The sequence below is a fragment of the Sinomonas mesophila genome, assembly GCF_001999765.1.
Classification (GTDB): domain Bacteria; phylum Actinomycetota; class Actinomycetes; order Actinomycetales; family Micrococcaceae; genus Sinomonas; species Sinomonas mesophila.
This window is the reverse complement of the sequence record NZ_KV908324.1, coordinates 265,827-280,203: the sequence shown is the minus strand read 5'-3', so window position 1 is coordinate 280,203 and position 14,377 is coordinate 265,827. Positions and strand designations below refer to the sequence as shown.

The following is a 14,377-nucleotide window of genomic DNA, read 5'->3' as shown; positions in this document are numbered from 1 at the left end:
CGGTCCTTCCGGGCCGGCTGGGATCAGGCCTCGAGCGTGGCCTCGAGCGTGATCGGGATGGAGAGCGCCTGGCTCACCGGGCATCCGGCCTTGGCGGCGTCGGCGATCTTCTGGAACTCGTCCTCGGCGATGCCCGGGATGCGGGCCGCGACGGTGAGCTTGCTGCCGGTGACGCCCTCGCCCGGCTGGAAGCCGACCTCGGCCTTGGTCTCGATGTGCTCGGCCTTGTAGCCGGCCTTGTCGAGCTCGTTGCTGAAGGCCATCGAGAAGCACGCGGAGTGCGCTGCTGCCAGGAGCTCCTCGGGGCTCGTCTTGCCGCGGGCGTCCTCGGTGCGCGCCTTCCACGTCACGTCGTAGGTGCCGATGCCCGAGTAGTCGAAGGTGGTCTCGCCAGAGCCCTCGAAGAGGTTGCCCTGCCAGACGGTGTGCGCGTTGCGGATGGTAGCCATGCGTGCTCCTTGCGTGCGTGGTCGGTGTGCCGCGGCGCAGCCGGAAGGACTGCGCCGTCCTCGCCCATCCTAGGCACAACTGAGGAACTATCCGGGCACAAGGCGGCCCCGGCCGCCACGCGTGGCGCTGGCTGCCGGGGCTCGGTGCGGCGCCCTGGAGACTAGTTCCAGATGGTCGCGATCGCGACGTTGAGGAGGGCCAGGCCGCCGACGGCGTGGGCCAGCCCGGGCGCGACCGCCTCACCGGACTTGCGCTTGCGGTTGCCGACGAACGCAAGGGCGCCGACGATCACGGCGACGGAGAACTTGACGATGAGCTTGGGATAGTTCGGGTCAGCGAAGGCCTCGTCCGTCTGGCGGAGGACGGGGATGAGGCCCATGAGGATGACGCCCGTGAGCAGCTGGGTCATCGCGCCGTCGAACTGCCGCGGCCCGACCGTGGGCTGCTTCATGTTCGCGATCCATGGGCCGATGATCATGGCCGCACCGACGATGTGCACGAAGACGACGATGTTGTAGACGAGGGTCATGGGTCCGAGTCTAGCGGCGGGCCCCCGCTCGATCCGCCGGGCGCAGGCGCGGCGGGTCCCAAGTCCATAACGAATGCCCTCTGCCCCGTGGCGGCCCCGCGCGGCAGCAGCCCGGGTGAGGAGACGCCGACGGCGCCCGTCCGGGGGGACGGGCGCCGTCGGCGTCGTGCGCGCTGCTCAGAGGCCGAGGTCGGCCTCGAAGGCGCCCTCTTCGAGGCGTGCCTTGAGCGTCTGGAGGAAGCGGCCTGCGTCCGCGCCGTCCACGAGGCGGTGGTCGTACGTGAGCGAGAGGTACATCATCGAGCGGATGGCGATGACGTCGTCGCCCTCGGCGTTCTGGGTGACCCACGGGCGCTTCACGATGGCGCCCGTGCCCAGGATCGCGACCTGCGGCTGGTTGATGATCGGGGTGTCGAAGAGCGCCCCGACCGAGCCGATGTTCGTGATGCTGAACGTGCCGCCGGAGAGCTCGTCCGGGCCGATCTTGCCCTTGCGGGTGCGGTCGGCCACGTCCGCGATCTTGGCCGAGAGGCCCGCGAGGTTGAGGCTGCCCGCGTCCTGGACGACCGGGACGAGGAGGCCCTTCTCGGTGTCGACGGCGATCGCGAGGTGCTCCGCGCTGTGGTACACGATCTCCTGCGTGTCCTCGTGGTACTCGGCGTTGAGCTTCGGGTGCTGCTTGAGCGCCTCGGCGACGGCCTTCGCGATGAACGGCAGGAAGGTGAGCTTGGTGCCGTTCTGCGCGAGGAACTGGCCCTTGGCCTTGTCCCGGAGCTTCGCGATCTTCGTCATGTCGACCTCGTGGACCTGCGTGAGCTGGGTCGAGGTGTCGAGCGACTCGCGCATGCGCCGGGCGATGACCTGCCGGATGCGCGGGGCCTTCTCGGTCGTGCCGCGCAGGGACGACGCCGCTGCGGCGGGGGCCGCCTTCGCCGGGGCGGCGGCCGGGGCTGCCTGTGCCGGGGCGGCCTGCGCTGCCTCGGCGGCCTCGGCGGCTGCGAGCACGTCCTGCTTGCGGATGCGGCCGCCGACGCCGGTGCCCGTGAGGGTCGAGACGTCGATGCCGTGCTGGTTGGCGAGCTTGCGCACGAGCGGGGTCACGTAGCCGGCCTCGGCACCCTGGGCCGGGGCCGCCTGGGCAGGAGCCTCCTGGACGGGCGCCGGGGCCGCCTGGGCCGGGGCGGCCGGGGCAGGCGCCTCCGCCGGGGCGGGGGCCGCCGGTGCCTCCTGGGCGGGGGCGGCGGGTGCCTCGGCGGCGGGCGCTGCCTGCGCCGGGGCGCCGGAGCCGACGACGGCGAGGACGGCGCCGACTTCGGCGGTCTCGTCCTCGCTCACGCGGATCTCGAGGAGCGTTCCGGCGACGGGGGAGGGGACCTCGGTGTCGACCTTGTCGGTGGAAACTTCGAGGAGGGGCTCGTCGACCTCGACGGTGTCGCCGACGGCCTTGAGCCAGCGGGTCACCGTCCCCTCGGTGACGCTCTCGCCCAGGGCCGGGAGTGTGACCTCGTGGCCCTCCGCCGCGGCCTGCGCCGAGGCCGGCTCGGCCTGCTCCTGGGCCGGGGCTGCCTGCTCCTGCGCCGGGGCTGCCTGCTCCTGCGCCGGGGCCGGGGCCTCCTCGGCGGGGGCTGCCTGAGCCGGCGCCTCCTGCGCGGCGGGCTCGGCCTGGGCCTGGGCGCTGCCCGCGCCGGCGCCGTCGCCGATGCGGGCCAAGGGTGCGCCGACCTCGGCGGTCTCGTCCTCGCCGACGAGGATCTCCTCGAGGACGCCCGCGACGGGCGACGGGATCTCGGTGTCGACCTTGTCGGTCGAGACCTCGACGAGGGGCTCGTCGAGCTCGACGCGGTCGCCCACCTGCTTCAGCCAGCGGGTGACGGTTCCTTCGGTGACGCTCTCCCCGAGCGCAGGCAGGTTGACGGTTTCAGACATGGGTCCCCGTACTCCTTAGTTCTCTTCTCGTGCGAATGCTGTCGGGGCTTCTCAGCCGTGGAGCGGCTTGCCGGCGAGGGCGAGGTGGACCTCGCCGAGGGTCTCGTTCTGCGTCGGGTGCGCGTGGACGAACTGCGCGACGTCCTCCGGGTAGGCCTCCCAGTTGACGATCAGCTGCGCCTCGCCGATCTGCTCGCCCATCCGGGCGCCGATCATGTGCACGCCGACGACGGGGCCGTCCTTCTGGCGCACGACCTTGACGGTGCCCGACGTGCCGAGGATCGAGCTCTTGCCGTTGCCGGCAAGGTTGAACTCCTGCGTCTGCACCTGGTCGTCGCCGAACTTGGCCTTCGCGCCCTTCTCGGTGTATCCGACAGTCGCGATCTCGGGATCGCAGAACGTGACCTTGGGGATGTTGACGTCCTCGACGACGATGGGGTTGAGTCCCGCGATCTCCTCGGCAACGAAGATGCCCTGCTGGTAGCCGCGGTGCGCGAGCTGGACGCCGGGGACGATGTCGCCGACCGCGTAGATGTTGCCCACACCGGTGTGGAGGCGCTCGTTGGTGATGACGAAGCCGCGGTCGATCGTGACGCCGGCCTCCTCGTAGCCGAGGTTGGCCGTGACAGGGCCGCGGCCGACGGCCACGAGCAGGAGCTCGGCCTCGAAGGTCTTGCCGTCGACGAGGGTGACCTTGACGCCGTTCTCGCTCTGCTCGACGCCCTGGAAGAACGTGCCGGTGGAGAACTTGATGCCGCGCTTCTTGAAGGCGCGCTCGAGCTGCTTGACGATCGTCTCGTCCTCGTTCGGAACGAGCGAGGGCAGGCCCTCGACGATCGTGACGTCGACGCCGAAGGACTTCCACACCGAGGCGAACTCGACGCCGATCACGCCGCCGCCGAGCACGATCGCGCTCTGCGGGATGTAGTCGAGCTCGAGGGCCTCGTCCGAGGTGATGACCCGGCCGCCGATCTCGAGGCCCGGGAGGCTGCGGGAGTAGGAGCCCGTCGCGAGGACGATGTTCTTGCCCTTGTACGCCGTGCCGTTGACGCTGATCGTGTCCGGGGCGGTGAGGCGGCCCTCGCCCTCGATGACCGTGATGCCCTTGGACTTGATGAGGCCCGTGAGGCCCTTGAACTTGCCGGCGACGATGCCGTCCTTGTAGGCGTTGACGGCGGTGATGTCGATGCTGTCGAGCGTGACGTTGACGCCGTACTTCGCGGAGTCGCGGGCGTGGTCGGCGAGCTCGGCCGAGTGCAGGAGCGCCTTGGTCGGGATGCAGCCGTTGTGCAGGCACGTTCCGCCGAGCTTGGCCTTCTCGACGAGGCCGACGGTGAGGCCGAGCTGGACGGCGCGCAGCGCCGCGGCGTAGCCGCCACTGCCGCCGCCGAGGACCAAGATGTCGAATTCCTGCGCAGTTGCCTGGTCGGCCACGTGGACGCTCCCTCGCCTTGTGGACGGCGTTCCGCCGTCAGATGTGACAGTTTGTGCCTGCGGCGGTCCGCGCAGGCCCGGTATCAGGGGAAACCCTATCCCCCTGACGGACTATGCTCCACCTTCCCGGATTGAATGTCACCGGGCTTGTGGCCAGAGTCACGGGAACTCTAGCACTTCCACTTAGCGGATTTTGAATTTCGCATTATGAAAAGCTGCCCGAGGCCGTCTGCGTCGGGCCCGCTGGGTCAGGCGTCTGCCTCGCCCGCGAGGGCCTCGAGGTACGCCACGAGGGTGCGGACAGTGGCCCCCGTTCCCTGCTTGGGCGTGTGGCCGTAGGCCGACCCCGTGTTGAACGCGGGGCCCGCGATGTCGACGTGGGCCCACGGGACCGCGCTGCCATCGGCGCGGGCTCCGACGAACTCATGGAGGAAGATCGCCGCGGTCAGCATGCCCCCTGGGCGGTCGCCGATGTTCGCGATGTCGGCCGTCGGCGAATCGAGGCCCGCGCGCAGCTCCTCCGGGAGCGGCATCGGCCAGGCGGGCTCGCCCGCGGCGGCCGCCGCGTCGAGCAGCGGGCGCGTGACGGCGTCGTCCCCCATGACGCCCGCGGTCCGCGTCCCGAGCGCGATGAGCGCGGCGCCGGTGAGCGTCGCGACGTCCACGAGCACGTCGGGCTCCTCGTCGCTCGCGGCGGAGAGCCCGTCCGCCATGACGAGCCGCCCCTCGGCGTCGGTGTTGAGGACCTCGACGGTCTTGCCGCCGCGCACCGTGATGACGTCGGCGGGCCGCTGGGCCGTGCCCGAGGGCATGTTCTCGGCCATGCACAGCCACGCAGTGACCGAGACGCCGAGGCCCAGCCGGGCCGCCGCGAGGAGCGCGGTCAGCACGGTCGCCGCGCCCGCCATGTCGCTCTTCATCTGGTCCATCTGCGCCGAGGGCTTGATCGAGATGCCGCCGGTGTCGAACGTGATGCCCTTGCCCACGAAGTGGACCCGGCGCGCGGACTTGGCCGGCGCGTACTCGACCTTGACGAGCCGCGGCGGGCGCGCAGAGCCCTGGCCGACGGCGAGGATCCCGCCGAACCCTTCCTTCGCGAGCCGCTTCTCGTCCCACACCGTCACCTTGACGGGGAGCCCCTTCGCGAGCTCGCGGGCGGCCTCGGCGAACGTCTCGGGGTAGAGCTGGCTCGGCGGCATGTTCACGAGCGTGCGCGTCACGTTGACCGCGGAGCCGACGACGGCGGCACGGGCGAGCGCGTCGTCGGCCGCCGTCGTGCCCGCTGCCGGCGAGTAGACGACGGCGCGGCGGACGTTGGACTTCGGGCCGTCCTGCGTCGCGGTCTTGTGCTCGGTGTAGGCGTAGGCGCCGAGGGCCGCACCCTCCGCGACCGCACCGAGCTCCTCCGCGGTCGGGGCGGGGAGGGCCAGGACGACCGTGTCGCTCCCCGCGAGCTGCCGCACGGCGGATCCCGCGGCCCGCCGCAGCTGCTCGGCGCTCGGCGCAGCCCCGTCGTCGATCTTCCCCACGCCGGCGAGCGCGATGACGTCGGTCCCCAGCTCCGGAAGCCCGGGGAGCCGATGGAGCTGGTCGGCAGCACCCGTCACCCCGAGTGACCGCAGCGTCGAGGCAATGGCCTCGGCGCTGCGGGGGCTGAGCGGGCTCTCGAGCAGGACAGGCCCGTCGGGGCCCACCGCGACGCCCACGACGAGGGCGTCGCTCGGGGTCTTTCGCGGGTCCTTGGCGATGGCGCTCAGGGTGACTTCGCGGTTGCTGAACACTTCGGTGGCCTCGATTCTGCGCGGCGGCCGTCGTCCTCGTCGCGCGCTGGAGTATTTCGCTGCGGTTGCTTCAGGTCCTAACGATCGTAGTCGCTCGTGGAATGATCGAAGGCTGGCCCACGTTGGACTCTCCAGCCTTCCAGCGAGGGCTCCACAGCATGGCCAGAGAGGATTCCGGCCAGAGAGGATTCCACAGTGATAGACCCCGTGACCGGACCCCTGCAGGAGCCGGCCGGACTGTACACCGCCGCCCGAGAGCTGAGCGAGGACGCCAGGCTGCGCGGCCTGCCGCTCATCATGGGCTTCACCGGCTTCGCGGACGCAGGGCACGCCGTGCGGCAGATCGTCGACGAGCTCGTGGACGCTCAGTCCGGCGGCGCACTGGCCGCGTTCGACGTCGACCAGCTGCTCGACTACCGCTCCCGCCGGCCCAGGATCCGGTTCGTCGAGGACCACCTCGAGGGCTACGAGCCGCCGCGGCTCGCCCTGTACCGCCTGACAGACGGGCTCGGCCGGCCGTACCTCCTCCTCGCAGGTCCCGAGCCTGACCTGCAGTGGGAGCGCTTCGCGCGCGCCGTCGTCGGCCTCGTCGAGCAGCTCGACGTCTCGTCCGTGCTGTGGCTCCACGCCATCCCCATGCCCGTGCCGCACACCAGGCCCCTGGGCGTGACCGTCCACGGGACCCGGCAGGAGCTTGTCGAGCGGATCTCGCGGTGGAAGCCCACGGTCGAGTTCCCAGCGGCCATCGGCCACGTCCTCGAGCTGCGCCTCATCGAGGCCGGCCGGGACGTGACGGGCTTCGTCGTCCACGTCCCCCACTATCTGGCCGACGCCGAATACCCGGCCGCCGCCGTGACGGGGCTCGAGCACCTCGGCGCCGCGTCCGCGCTCATGCTCCCCAGCGACCGCCTGCGCGAGGCGGCGCGGGAGGTCGAGCGCCAGGTCGCGGAGCAGGTGTCCGCCTCCGCCGACGTCCGCGAGCTCGTCGCCGGTCTCGAGAAGCGCTTCGACGACCGCTCCGAGGAGTTCCCGCTGCGCTCGCTCCTCGCGGGCCCAGAGGACGAGCTGCCGACGGCGGAGGACCTCGGCGCCGCGGCCGAGGCCTTCCTCGCCTCGCACGGCGGATACGACGCCGGGAATCCCGGGAGGGGCCGCCCGGCCGACTAGGATCGAGCGGGTGAACAGCTGGCGGGCGTGGATGGTGTGGGGGATCGGCATCGCCGCCTACCTCGTGGCCGTCGTCCAGCGGACGTCGTTCGGCGTCGTCGGCCTCGAGGCCACCGAGCGCTTTCACGCCGGCGGCGCGCTCCTCTCGGCCTTCACCGTCATGCAGCTCGTCGTCTACGCCTCGCTGCAGATCCCTGTCGGCCTGCTCGTGGACAGGTTCGGCACGCGCATCATGGTCACGGTCGGGGCCACGTTCATGGCGCTGGGACAGCTCCAGATCGCCGTCGCCGAATCCGTCGTGACGGGCATCATCGGCCGGATGCTCGTGGGCATGGGGGACGCGATGACGTTCGTCTCGGTGCTCCGCCTCGTGCCCGTCTGGTTCGAGGGCCGCCGCGCGCCGCTGCTGAGCCAGCTCACGGGCACCATCGGCCAGCTCGGCCAGCTCGTGAGCGTCATCCCGTTCCTGGCCTTCCTGCACGTGTGGGGGTGGACGCCGGCCTTCCTCGGGCTCGCGTCGCTCTCGGTCCTCGTGATCGTGCTCGTCCTGGCCCTCCTGCGCAATGCCCCGCCCGGGACCGAGGCGCGCCGCGACGGGCCGCCCGAGGGCACGCGGGACGTGCTCGCGGCCGCCTGGCGCCAGCCCGGCACGCGCCTCGGGCTGTGGAGCCACTTCACCGTCCAGTTCAGCGGCAACGTCTTCGCTCTCGCGTGGGGGTTCCCGTTCATGCTGGCAGGCCACGGGTACAGCACGGCCGAGGCGGCCGGCCTCATGTCCTTCTTCGTCATCGTCTCGCTGCTCGCGGGGCCGCCGATGGGGCGCTTCGTGTCCCGGCATCCGCTGCGGCGCTCGACCCTCGTCCTCGTCATCACGGGTCTCACCGCGACGGCGTGGGCCGCCGTGCTGATCGTCCCTGGGAGGGCGCCTCTCTGGCTCATGGCCGCGCTCGTCGCCGTCCTCGCGCTCGGCGGGCCGTGCTCGATGATCGGCTTCGACTTCGCGCGCACCTTCAACCCCTCGCACCGCCTCGGCACGGCGACGGGGATCGTGAACTCCGGGGGGTTCGCGGCCGCACTCGCGACGATGTTCCTCATCGGCTACCTGCTCGACATCCAGCACGCTCTGGGCCTCAGCCCCGAGGGCCTCTACAGCCTCGGCGCCTTCCGGGTCGCGCTCGCGGTGCAGCTCGTGGTCATGGGCGTCGGGACGGCCGCCCTGCTCGGCGTCCGGCGGAAGGTCCGCAGGGACCTCGCCGCGCAGGGGATCCGCGTGGCGCCCATGCGCGAGGTCTGGGCGGACTTCCGCAGCCGGAGGGGCTGACTTCTCCTCCCCAGCGGTCCGCATCGGCGTGTCGTCCACATAGGAGTCCCAGGCCGGCCGCCCCTTCCCGCGCCGCCCGAGACTGGCGGCATGGACAGCATCAAGCAGCCCGAGCCCGCCAGCCATCCCTCCGATTCCCAGCTGCAGCCTGCCGAGGAGCCCCTCACGATCCGCAGCCCGGGGGACGTGCTCGCGTACATCCCACATGCGCTCGGCGAGTGGCCGTCGGAGAGCCTCGTTGCGGTCAGCATCGGGCGCGGCAGGCTCGGGCCGACGCTGCGGGTCAGCCTGCCCGGCCAGAACCCCGGCGGACTCGGCCAGTATGCGGGGATGGTCGGGGACTACGTGTGTTCCGATTCCGAGGCGGAGGGCGTGGTCCTGGCCCTCTACACCGACGCCGAGTGGCCGGCCGTCGACAGGCCCCCGCATGCCCATCTCCTCGCGGCTGTCGGCGAGCGGCTCGACGGATCCGGCCTGCCCGTGCTGGATGCCTGGATCGTCGGTCCGACCCACTGGCGGACCATCCTGTGCACGGACCTCACGTGCTGTCCCTGGCCGGGCCGCAGCGTCGAGGAGCTGCGAACGGGACGCATCGGCGCGGAGATGGTGTACCGCGGGAGCGCCTACGGGCCGACGGAGATCCCCGAGCCGCTCGAGCGGCTCCTGCCGCCGGCCGCGCTCTCCGCCGAGCTGCAGCGCTACCGGGAGGACCCCGGCCGGTGGTGGGATCCGCTCGCCTTCACGGCGGCGCTCGCCGCGTGGGACGAGGTCTTGGGCGGCGCCGTTGCCGTCGGCCCTGAGCGGCTCCGGCTCCTCGGCGTGACTCTTGCACGGCCGGCCCTGCGGGACGCCGTCATCGTGGCCGCCGCCGCGGACGCCAGCACGGCCTGGCGTGGGAGCCGCGCCACGGCCGGACTGCGCGCTGCGGGGGCGAAGGCAGGGCCCCCGGCAGCGCCGCCGGCCCTGCCCGGTGGCGTGAGCGCGGCGCGGGCCGCCGTGGCGCTCGACGTCTGGCGACGGGCGGACCGGGAGGCGCAGGGCCTGAACGGTGCCGCCGCCGAAGCCGATCCGCTCGGACCCAGCGGCCCCCGCGAGGACTCCCTCGGCGGCGGGGCGGACCCGGCCTTCGGCGCCGTGCTCCTGGGGCATACCGCCGGCCCGCCGGACTGGGGGCGCGTCGAGCAGCTCGAGCGCATCTGCCAGCGCCTCACAGAGATGGAGGAGCCCGAGGTCCGGGCCCCCGCCCTGTCCCTGCTCGCGTGGGTCCAGTGGGCGCGCGGCAGGGGAGGGCGGTCCATGCGATACCTCGAGCGCGCCCTGAGCGTCGACCCGGACTATCGTCTCGCGCAGCTGCTCCGGCGCTTCGTCGACCACGGCGAGCTCTCGGGCTGGGCCCGTCGCGGGGACGCCGCCTGGCGCCGTCCCTCGGCCGCATGAGCCCGCACGCGCCCGGGCGGCCCGCCGGGGCGTGGCGGGGGCGCCGCCGCGCGCGCCATGACGCGGAGAGGACGATGCCATGAAGCGGCAATGGGGAACGAGGCGCCGCCTTCGTGAGAGAATGGACGCCAGACCCGGTTGGGTCCGAACACCGGAAGCCGATCGCTGCCCCCTGTGGGGAACGAATTCGGACGCCGGAGGGTTAACCAAGACGACCCTTCGGTCCGGTGGAGGCGCTTGCGCCGCACTTCGGACTTGACAGGGTCATAGTGGTGTTGCCCGCAGGGTTGCACCGGCACTGCGGCAGGAAGGTAATCGTGACGCCCCCCACGGATAAAGAGACCGCCGAGACGGCGACGGTGAACGGCTCGGCCCAGAGCGCTGGCGCGCGCACCGCGACCAAGCGGTCGGCGGGCAGGGCCGCCGCGGCCAAGGCGAAGGCTCCGGCCCGAGGGGCCGCGGCCAAGGACGCCAAGGGCAAGGCGGACGAGACCAAGGCCGAGGGCGACGCCGTCGAGGACACCGCCGAGGAGGACCTCGACTCGGTCACCCCCGACGAGGGCGAGATCGCCGCCGAGGACGAGGCCATCGAGAGCGAGGGCAAGGAAGGCAAGCCCTCATCGGCCATGGTCATCTCGGATGCCGACGAGGACGACGCGCCTGTCCAGCAGGTGACGAGCGCCGGCGCGACGGCCGACCCGGTCAAGGACTATCTCAAGCAGATCGGAAAGGTGGCCCTGCTCAACGCCGAGCAGGAGGTTGACCTCGCGCTCCGCATCGAGGCCGGCCTGTTCGCGCGGCACAAGCTCGACGAGGAGGGGGAGACGTACGACCCCCAGCACCGGCACGACCTCGAGCGGATCGTCCACGACGGCGAGCGGGCCAAGAACCACCTGCTCGAGGCGAACCTGCGCCTCGTCGTCTCCCTGGCCAAGCGCTACACCGGACGCGGCATGCTCTTCCTGGACCTCATCCAGGAGGGCAACCTCGGCCTCATCCGCGCCGTCGAGAAGTTCGACTACACGAAGGGCTTCAAGTTCTCCACGTACGCCACCTGGTGGATCCGCCAGGCGATCACGCGTGCCATGGCGGACCAGGCCCGCACGATCCGCATCCCCGTGCACATGGTCGAGGTCATCAACAAGCTCGCTCGCGTCCAGCGCCAGATGCTCCAGGACCTCGGCCGGGAGCCCACCCCGGAGGAGCTCGCCAAGGAGCTCGACATGACCCCCGAGAAGGTCGTCGAGGTCCAGAAGTACGGCCGCGAGCCGATCTCGCTCCACACCCCGCTCGGCGAGGACGGCGACTCCGAGTTCGGCGACCTCATCGAGGACTCCGAGGCCGTGGTGCCGGCCGACGCGGTCAGCTTCACGCTCCTGCAGGAACAGCTGCACTCCGTCCTCGACACGCTCTCGGAGCGCGAGGCCGGCGTCGTGGCCATGCGGTTCGGGCTGACCGACGGGCAGCCCAAGACCCTCGACGAGATCGGCAAGGTCTACGGCGTCACGCGTGAGCGGATCCGCCAGATCGAGTCCAAGACGATGTCGAAGCTGCGCCATCCGTCGCGTTCCCAGGTGCTGCGCGACTACCTCGACTAGCGGCGGGGCGGACGGCAGGAGGCCCGGACACCATGGGTGTCCGGGCCTCCTTCGCATGTCCCCTGGCCGCTGGGCCGGGGCGACGTCTGTTTCAGTCCTCGGGGAGGGCGGCCTTCTCGGTCAGCCTGCCGGTCTCATCCTGCCAGTGCGACGCGAGCGGCCGAAGGGTTCCCTCGACGGCGCGCGCGTGGTGTGCGCAGAATTGGAGCTCTCCACCGGACGATTCCAGGACCACTCGCACGTAGGCCTGGGCGCCGCAGCGGTCACAACGATCCGCCGCGGTCAGGGTGCGGTCCGCCAGTGCTGCAGTCATCTCAGCCTCCTTCACAACAACCGGGTGGTTCTTAGCACGGTCACTACATCTAACACCGTCCTTCCCCGCAAAGGTGCCAAGAATACGCAACTTTCGCTCGAGGCGTATTGCAGTTCGGCAACGGACCGGGACCGGCAGTACCGTTTCGCGGCCTGACGCCCGGGTCGTGTGCGCTTCCGGGCGCCGAAGCCGACTAGCCTTGACCTGTACCCTGCCATCCTGCAGCAGGCCTGTTCGACCTCCCAAGAAGGAGTTCCCACCGCGTGGCACCGAGTTCTGAATACACCGCCCGGCACCTGTCCGTCCTCGAGGGGCTGGAAGCGGTGCGCAAGCGCCCGGGCATGTACATCGGCTCGACGGACTCGCGTGGCCTCATGCATTGCCTCTGGGAGATCATCGACAACTCCGTGGACGAGGCCCTCGCCGGGTTCGGCCACGAGATCGCGGTCATCCTGCACCCTGACGGCTCCGTCGAGGTGCACGACGACGGCCGCGGCATCCCGGTCGACGTCGAGCCCAAGACGGGGCTCACCGGCGTCGAGGTCGTCTTCACGAAGCTGCACGCGGGCGGCAAGTTCGGCGGCGGCTCCTACACGGCCTCGGGGGGCCTGCACGGCGTCGGCGCGTCCGTCGTCAACGCCCTCTCGGCGCGCCTCGACGTCCAGGTGGACCGGGGCGGCAAGACCTACCAGATGTCGTTCCGCCGCGGCGAGCCCGGCCGCTTCAAGGACACGGGCCGGCCCAATCCGACCGCGCCGTTCGAGCCGTTCATCGAGGACTCCGTGCTCGACGTCGTGGGCAGGGCCAAGCGCGGCGTCACCGGGACCCGGATCCGCTACTGGGCGGACTCGCAGATTTTCACCCCGGATGCGAAGTTCTCCTACGAGGAGCTCACCGCCCGCGCGCGCCAGACCTCATTCCTCGTGCCGGGCCTGCGCATCACCGTGCGCGATGAGCGCCGCCTGCCCGGGACGCCGGGGGAGTCGGGCGTGCACGAGGAGGTCTTCCACCACGACGGCGGGATCTCCGAGTTCGTCGACTTCCTCGCCATCGACGCCCCCGTCACGGACGTGTGGCGGCTCCACGGCTCGGGCACCTTCAAGGAGACCGTTCCCGTCCTGGACGAGCAGGGGCACAGCCGCATCGCGGAGGTCGAGCGCACCTGCGAGGTCGACGTCGCCCTGCGCTGGGGCGTCGGCTACGACACCACGATGCGCAGCTTCGTGAACATCATCGCGACCCCGAAGGGCGGCACGCATCAGGCCGGCTTCGAGACGGCGATGCTCAAGGTCTTCCGCAGGACCGTCGAGGCGAACGCGCGCAAGCTCAAGGCCGGCAACGACAAGCTCGAGAAGGACGACGTGCTCGCCGGCATGACCGCGGTCCTCACCGTCCGCCTCGCCGAGCCGCAGTTCGAGGGGCAGACCAAGGAGATCCTCGGCACGCCGGCGGTGCGGCAGATCGTGGCCAGGGTCGTCGAGAAGGAGCTCGGCGCCAAGCTCAGCTCCACGGCGCGCGGCGAGAAGAACCAGAGCGCCGTGCTGCTCGAGAAGGTCGTCAACGAGATGAAGTCGCGCATCACCGCGCGGGTCCACAAGGAGACCCAGCGGCGCAAGACGGCCCTCGAGTCCTCGACGCTGCCGTCCAAGCTCATCGACTGCCGCACGGACGACACCGAGCGTTCCGAGTTGTTCATCGTCGAGGGCGACTCTGCGCTCGGCACGGCCCGGCACGCGCGCTCGAGCGAGTTCCAAGCCCTGCTGCCGATCCGGGGCAAGATCCTCAACGTGCAGAAGGCCTCCGTCGGCGACATGCTCTCGAACGCCGAGTGCGCGGCCCTCATCCAGGTCGTCGGTGCGGGCTCGGGCCGCAGCTTCGACCTCTCGGCGGCGCGGTACGGCCGTGTCATCCTCATGACCGACGCCGACGTCGACGGCGCCCACATCCGCACGCTCCTGCTGACGCTCTTCTTCCGCTATATGCGGCCCATGGTCGAGCAGGGCCGCGTGTTCGCTGCCGTCCCGCCGCTCCATCGCGTCGAGGTGGTCCACCCCGGATCCAAGCCGAACGAGATGGTCTACACCTACTCGGAGGCCGAGCTGCACCGCCTCCTGGCCCGGCTCGAGGCCGACGGGAAGAAGTACAAGGAGCCGATCCAGCGCTACAAGGGCCTCGGCGAGATGGACGCCGACCAGCTGGCCGAAACGACCATGGACCCCCGCCACCGCAGCCTGCGCCGGGTCACGATCGAGAGCGCCCAGCGGGCCGAGGAGGTCTTCGAGCTGCTGATGGGCTCGGACGTGGCCCCGCGCAAGGACTTCATCGTGACGGGGAGCTCACAGCTCGACCGCGAGCGCATCGACGCGTAGCGCTCGGCCGCGAGCGGGGACCACAGGAGCGCATCGACGCGTAGCGCTCGGC

Annotated in this window: 11 protein-coding genes; 5 read left to right on the top strand and 6 right to left on the bottom strand. The window is 71.2% G+C overall.

The genetic code is table 11. The annotated features are described in order from the left end of the window. Positions 1–23 precede the first annotated feature (23 nt). The 5 genes from BV907_RS05110 to BV907_RS05090 all read right to left on the bottom strand — a co-directional run bounded on the left by BV907_RS05110 (position 24) and on the right by BV907_RS05090 (position 6,120). Entirely contained in the window at positions 24–449 is a 426-nt protein-coding gene (locus BV907_RS05110; RefSeq protein ID WP_077488632.1) for an OsmC family peroxiredoxin, read from the bottom strand. Positions 450–610: 161 nt separating this feature from the next. Next, positions 611–979, bottom strand: a complete 369-nt coding sequence (locus tag BV907_RS05105; protein ID WP_077488631.1) for a hypothetical protein — start codon at positions 977–979, stop codon at positions 611–613. A 177-nt stretch (positions 980–1,156) separates the two neighbouring features. Next, on the bottom strand, positions 1,157–2,905 hold the full coding sequence (gene sucB, locus BV907_RS05100) for a 2-oxoglutarate dehydrogenase, E2 component, dihydrolipoamide succinyltransferase (protein WP_077488630.1): 1,749 nt from the start codon (positions 2,903–2,905) through the stop codon (positions 1,157–1,159). A 51-nt stretch (positions 2,906–2,956) separates the two neighbouring features. Continuing rightward, positions 2,957–4,339, bottom strand: coding sequence for a dihydrolipoyl dehydrogenase (gene lpdA / locus BV907_RS05095; RefSeq protein WP_077488629.1), 1,383 nt, complete (start codon positions 4,337–4,339; stop codon positions 2,957–2,959). 248 nt (positions 4,340–4,587) lie between these two features. Further along, complete coding sequence (locus tag BV907_RS05090) at positions 4,588–6,120, bottom strand: leucyl aminopeptidase (protein ID WP_077488628.1); 1,533 nt, start codon at positions 6,118–6,120, stop codon at positions 4,588–4,590. 195 nt (positions 6,121–6,315) lie between these two features. On the opposite strand from BV907_RS05090, the gene BV907_RS05085 reads away from it, so the two are divergent. The 4 genes from BV907_RS05085 to BV907_RS05070 all read left to right on the top strand — a co-directional run bounded on the left by BV907_RS05085 (position 6,316) and on the right by BV907_RS05070 (position 11,643). After that, a complete protein-coding gene (locus BV907_RS05085; RefSeq protein ID WP_077488627.1) occupies positions 6,316–7,287 on the top strand; it encodes a proteasome assembly chaperone family protein in 972 nt (323 codons plus the stop codon). A gap of 10 nt (positions 7,288–7,297) precedes the next feature. Continuing rightward, positions 7,298–8,608 (top strand): MFS transporter, encoded by a 1,311-nt coding sequence (locus tag BV907_RS05080; protein WP_077488626.1) that lies wholly within the window; start codon positions 7,298–7,300, stop codon positions 8,606–8,608. 90 nt (positions 8,609–8,698) lie between these two features. Further along, positions 8,699–10,045, top strand: coding sequence for a DUF4192 family protein (locus BV907_RS05075; RefSeq protein ID WP_077488625.1), 1,347 nt, complete (start codon positions 8,699–8,701; stop codon positions 10,043–10,045). A gap of 317 nt (positions 10,046–10,362) precedes the next feature. Continuing rightward, positions 10,363–11,643 (top strand): RNA polymerase sigma factor, encoded by a 1,281-nt coding sequence (locus BV907_RS05070; RefSeq protein ID WP_077488624.1) that lies wholly within the window; start codon positions 10,363–10,365, stop codon positions 11,641–11,643. Between the two features lie 91 nt (positions 11,644–11,734). On the opposite strand, the gene BV907_RS05065 is transcribed toward BV907_RS05070, so the two are convergent. Continuing rightward, positions 11,735–11,956, bottom strand: coding sequence for a DUF7455 domain-containing protein (locus BV907_RS05065; RefSeq protein WP_077488623.1), 222 nt, complete (start codon positions 11,954–11,956; stop codon positions 11,735–11,737). Between the two features lie 263 nt (positions 11,957–12,219). Here BV907_RS05065 and BV907_RS05060 point away from each other — a divergent pair, with 263 nt between their 5' ends. Continuing rightward, positions 12,220–14,325 (top strand): DNA gyrase/topoisomerase IV subunit B, encoded by a 2,106-nt coding sequence (locus tag BV907_RS05060; RefSeq protein ID WP_077488622.1) that lies wholly within the window; start codon positions 12,220–12,222, stop codon positions 14,323–14,325. Positions 14,326–14,377: the final 52 nt, after the last annotated feature.

What these genes read in the sequence shown, in the direction of transcription:
- BV907_RS05110 (WP_077488632.1), bottom strand. Translation starts at nt 449, where the DNA reads ATGGCTACCATCCGCAACGCGCACACCGTCTGGCAGGGCAACCTCTTC.
- BV907_RS05105 (WP_077488631.1), bottom strand. Translation starts at nt 979, where the DNA reads ATGACCCTCGTCTACAACATCGTCGTCTTCGTGCACATCGTCGGTGCG.
- sucB (WP_077488630.1), bottom strand. Translation starts at nt 2,905, where the DNA reads ATGTCTGAAACCGTCAACCTGCCTGCGCTCGGGGAGAGCGTCACCGAA.
- BV907_RS05075 (WP_077488625.1), top strand. Translation starts at nt 8,699, where the DNA reads ATGGACAGCATCAAGCAGCCCGAGCCCGCCAGCCATCCCTCCGATTCC.
- BV907_RS05065 (WP_077488623.1), bottom strand. Translation starts at nt 11,956, where the DNA reads ATGACTGCAGCACTGGCGGACCGCACCCTGACCGCGGCGGATCGTTGT.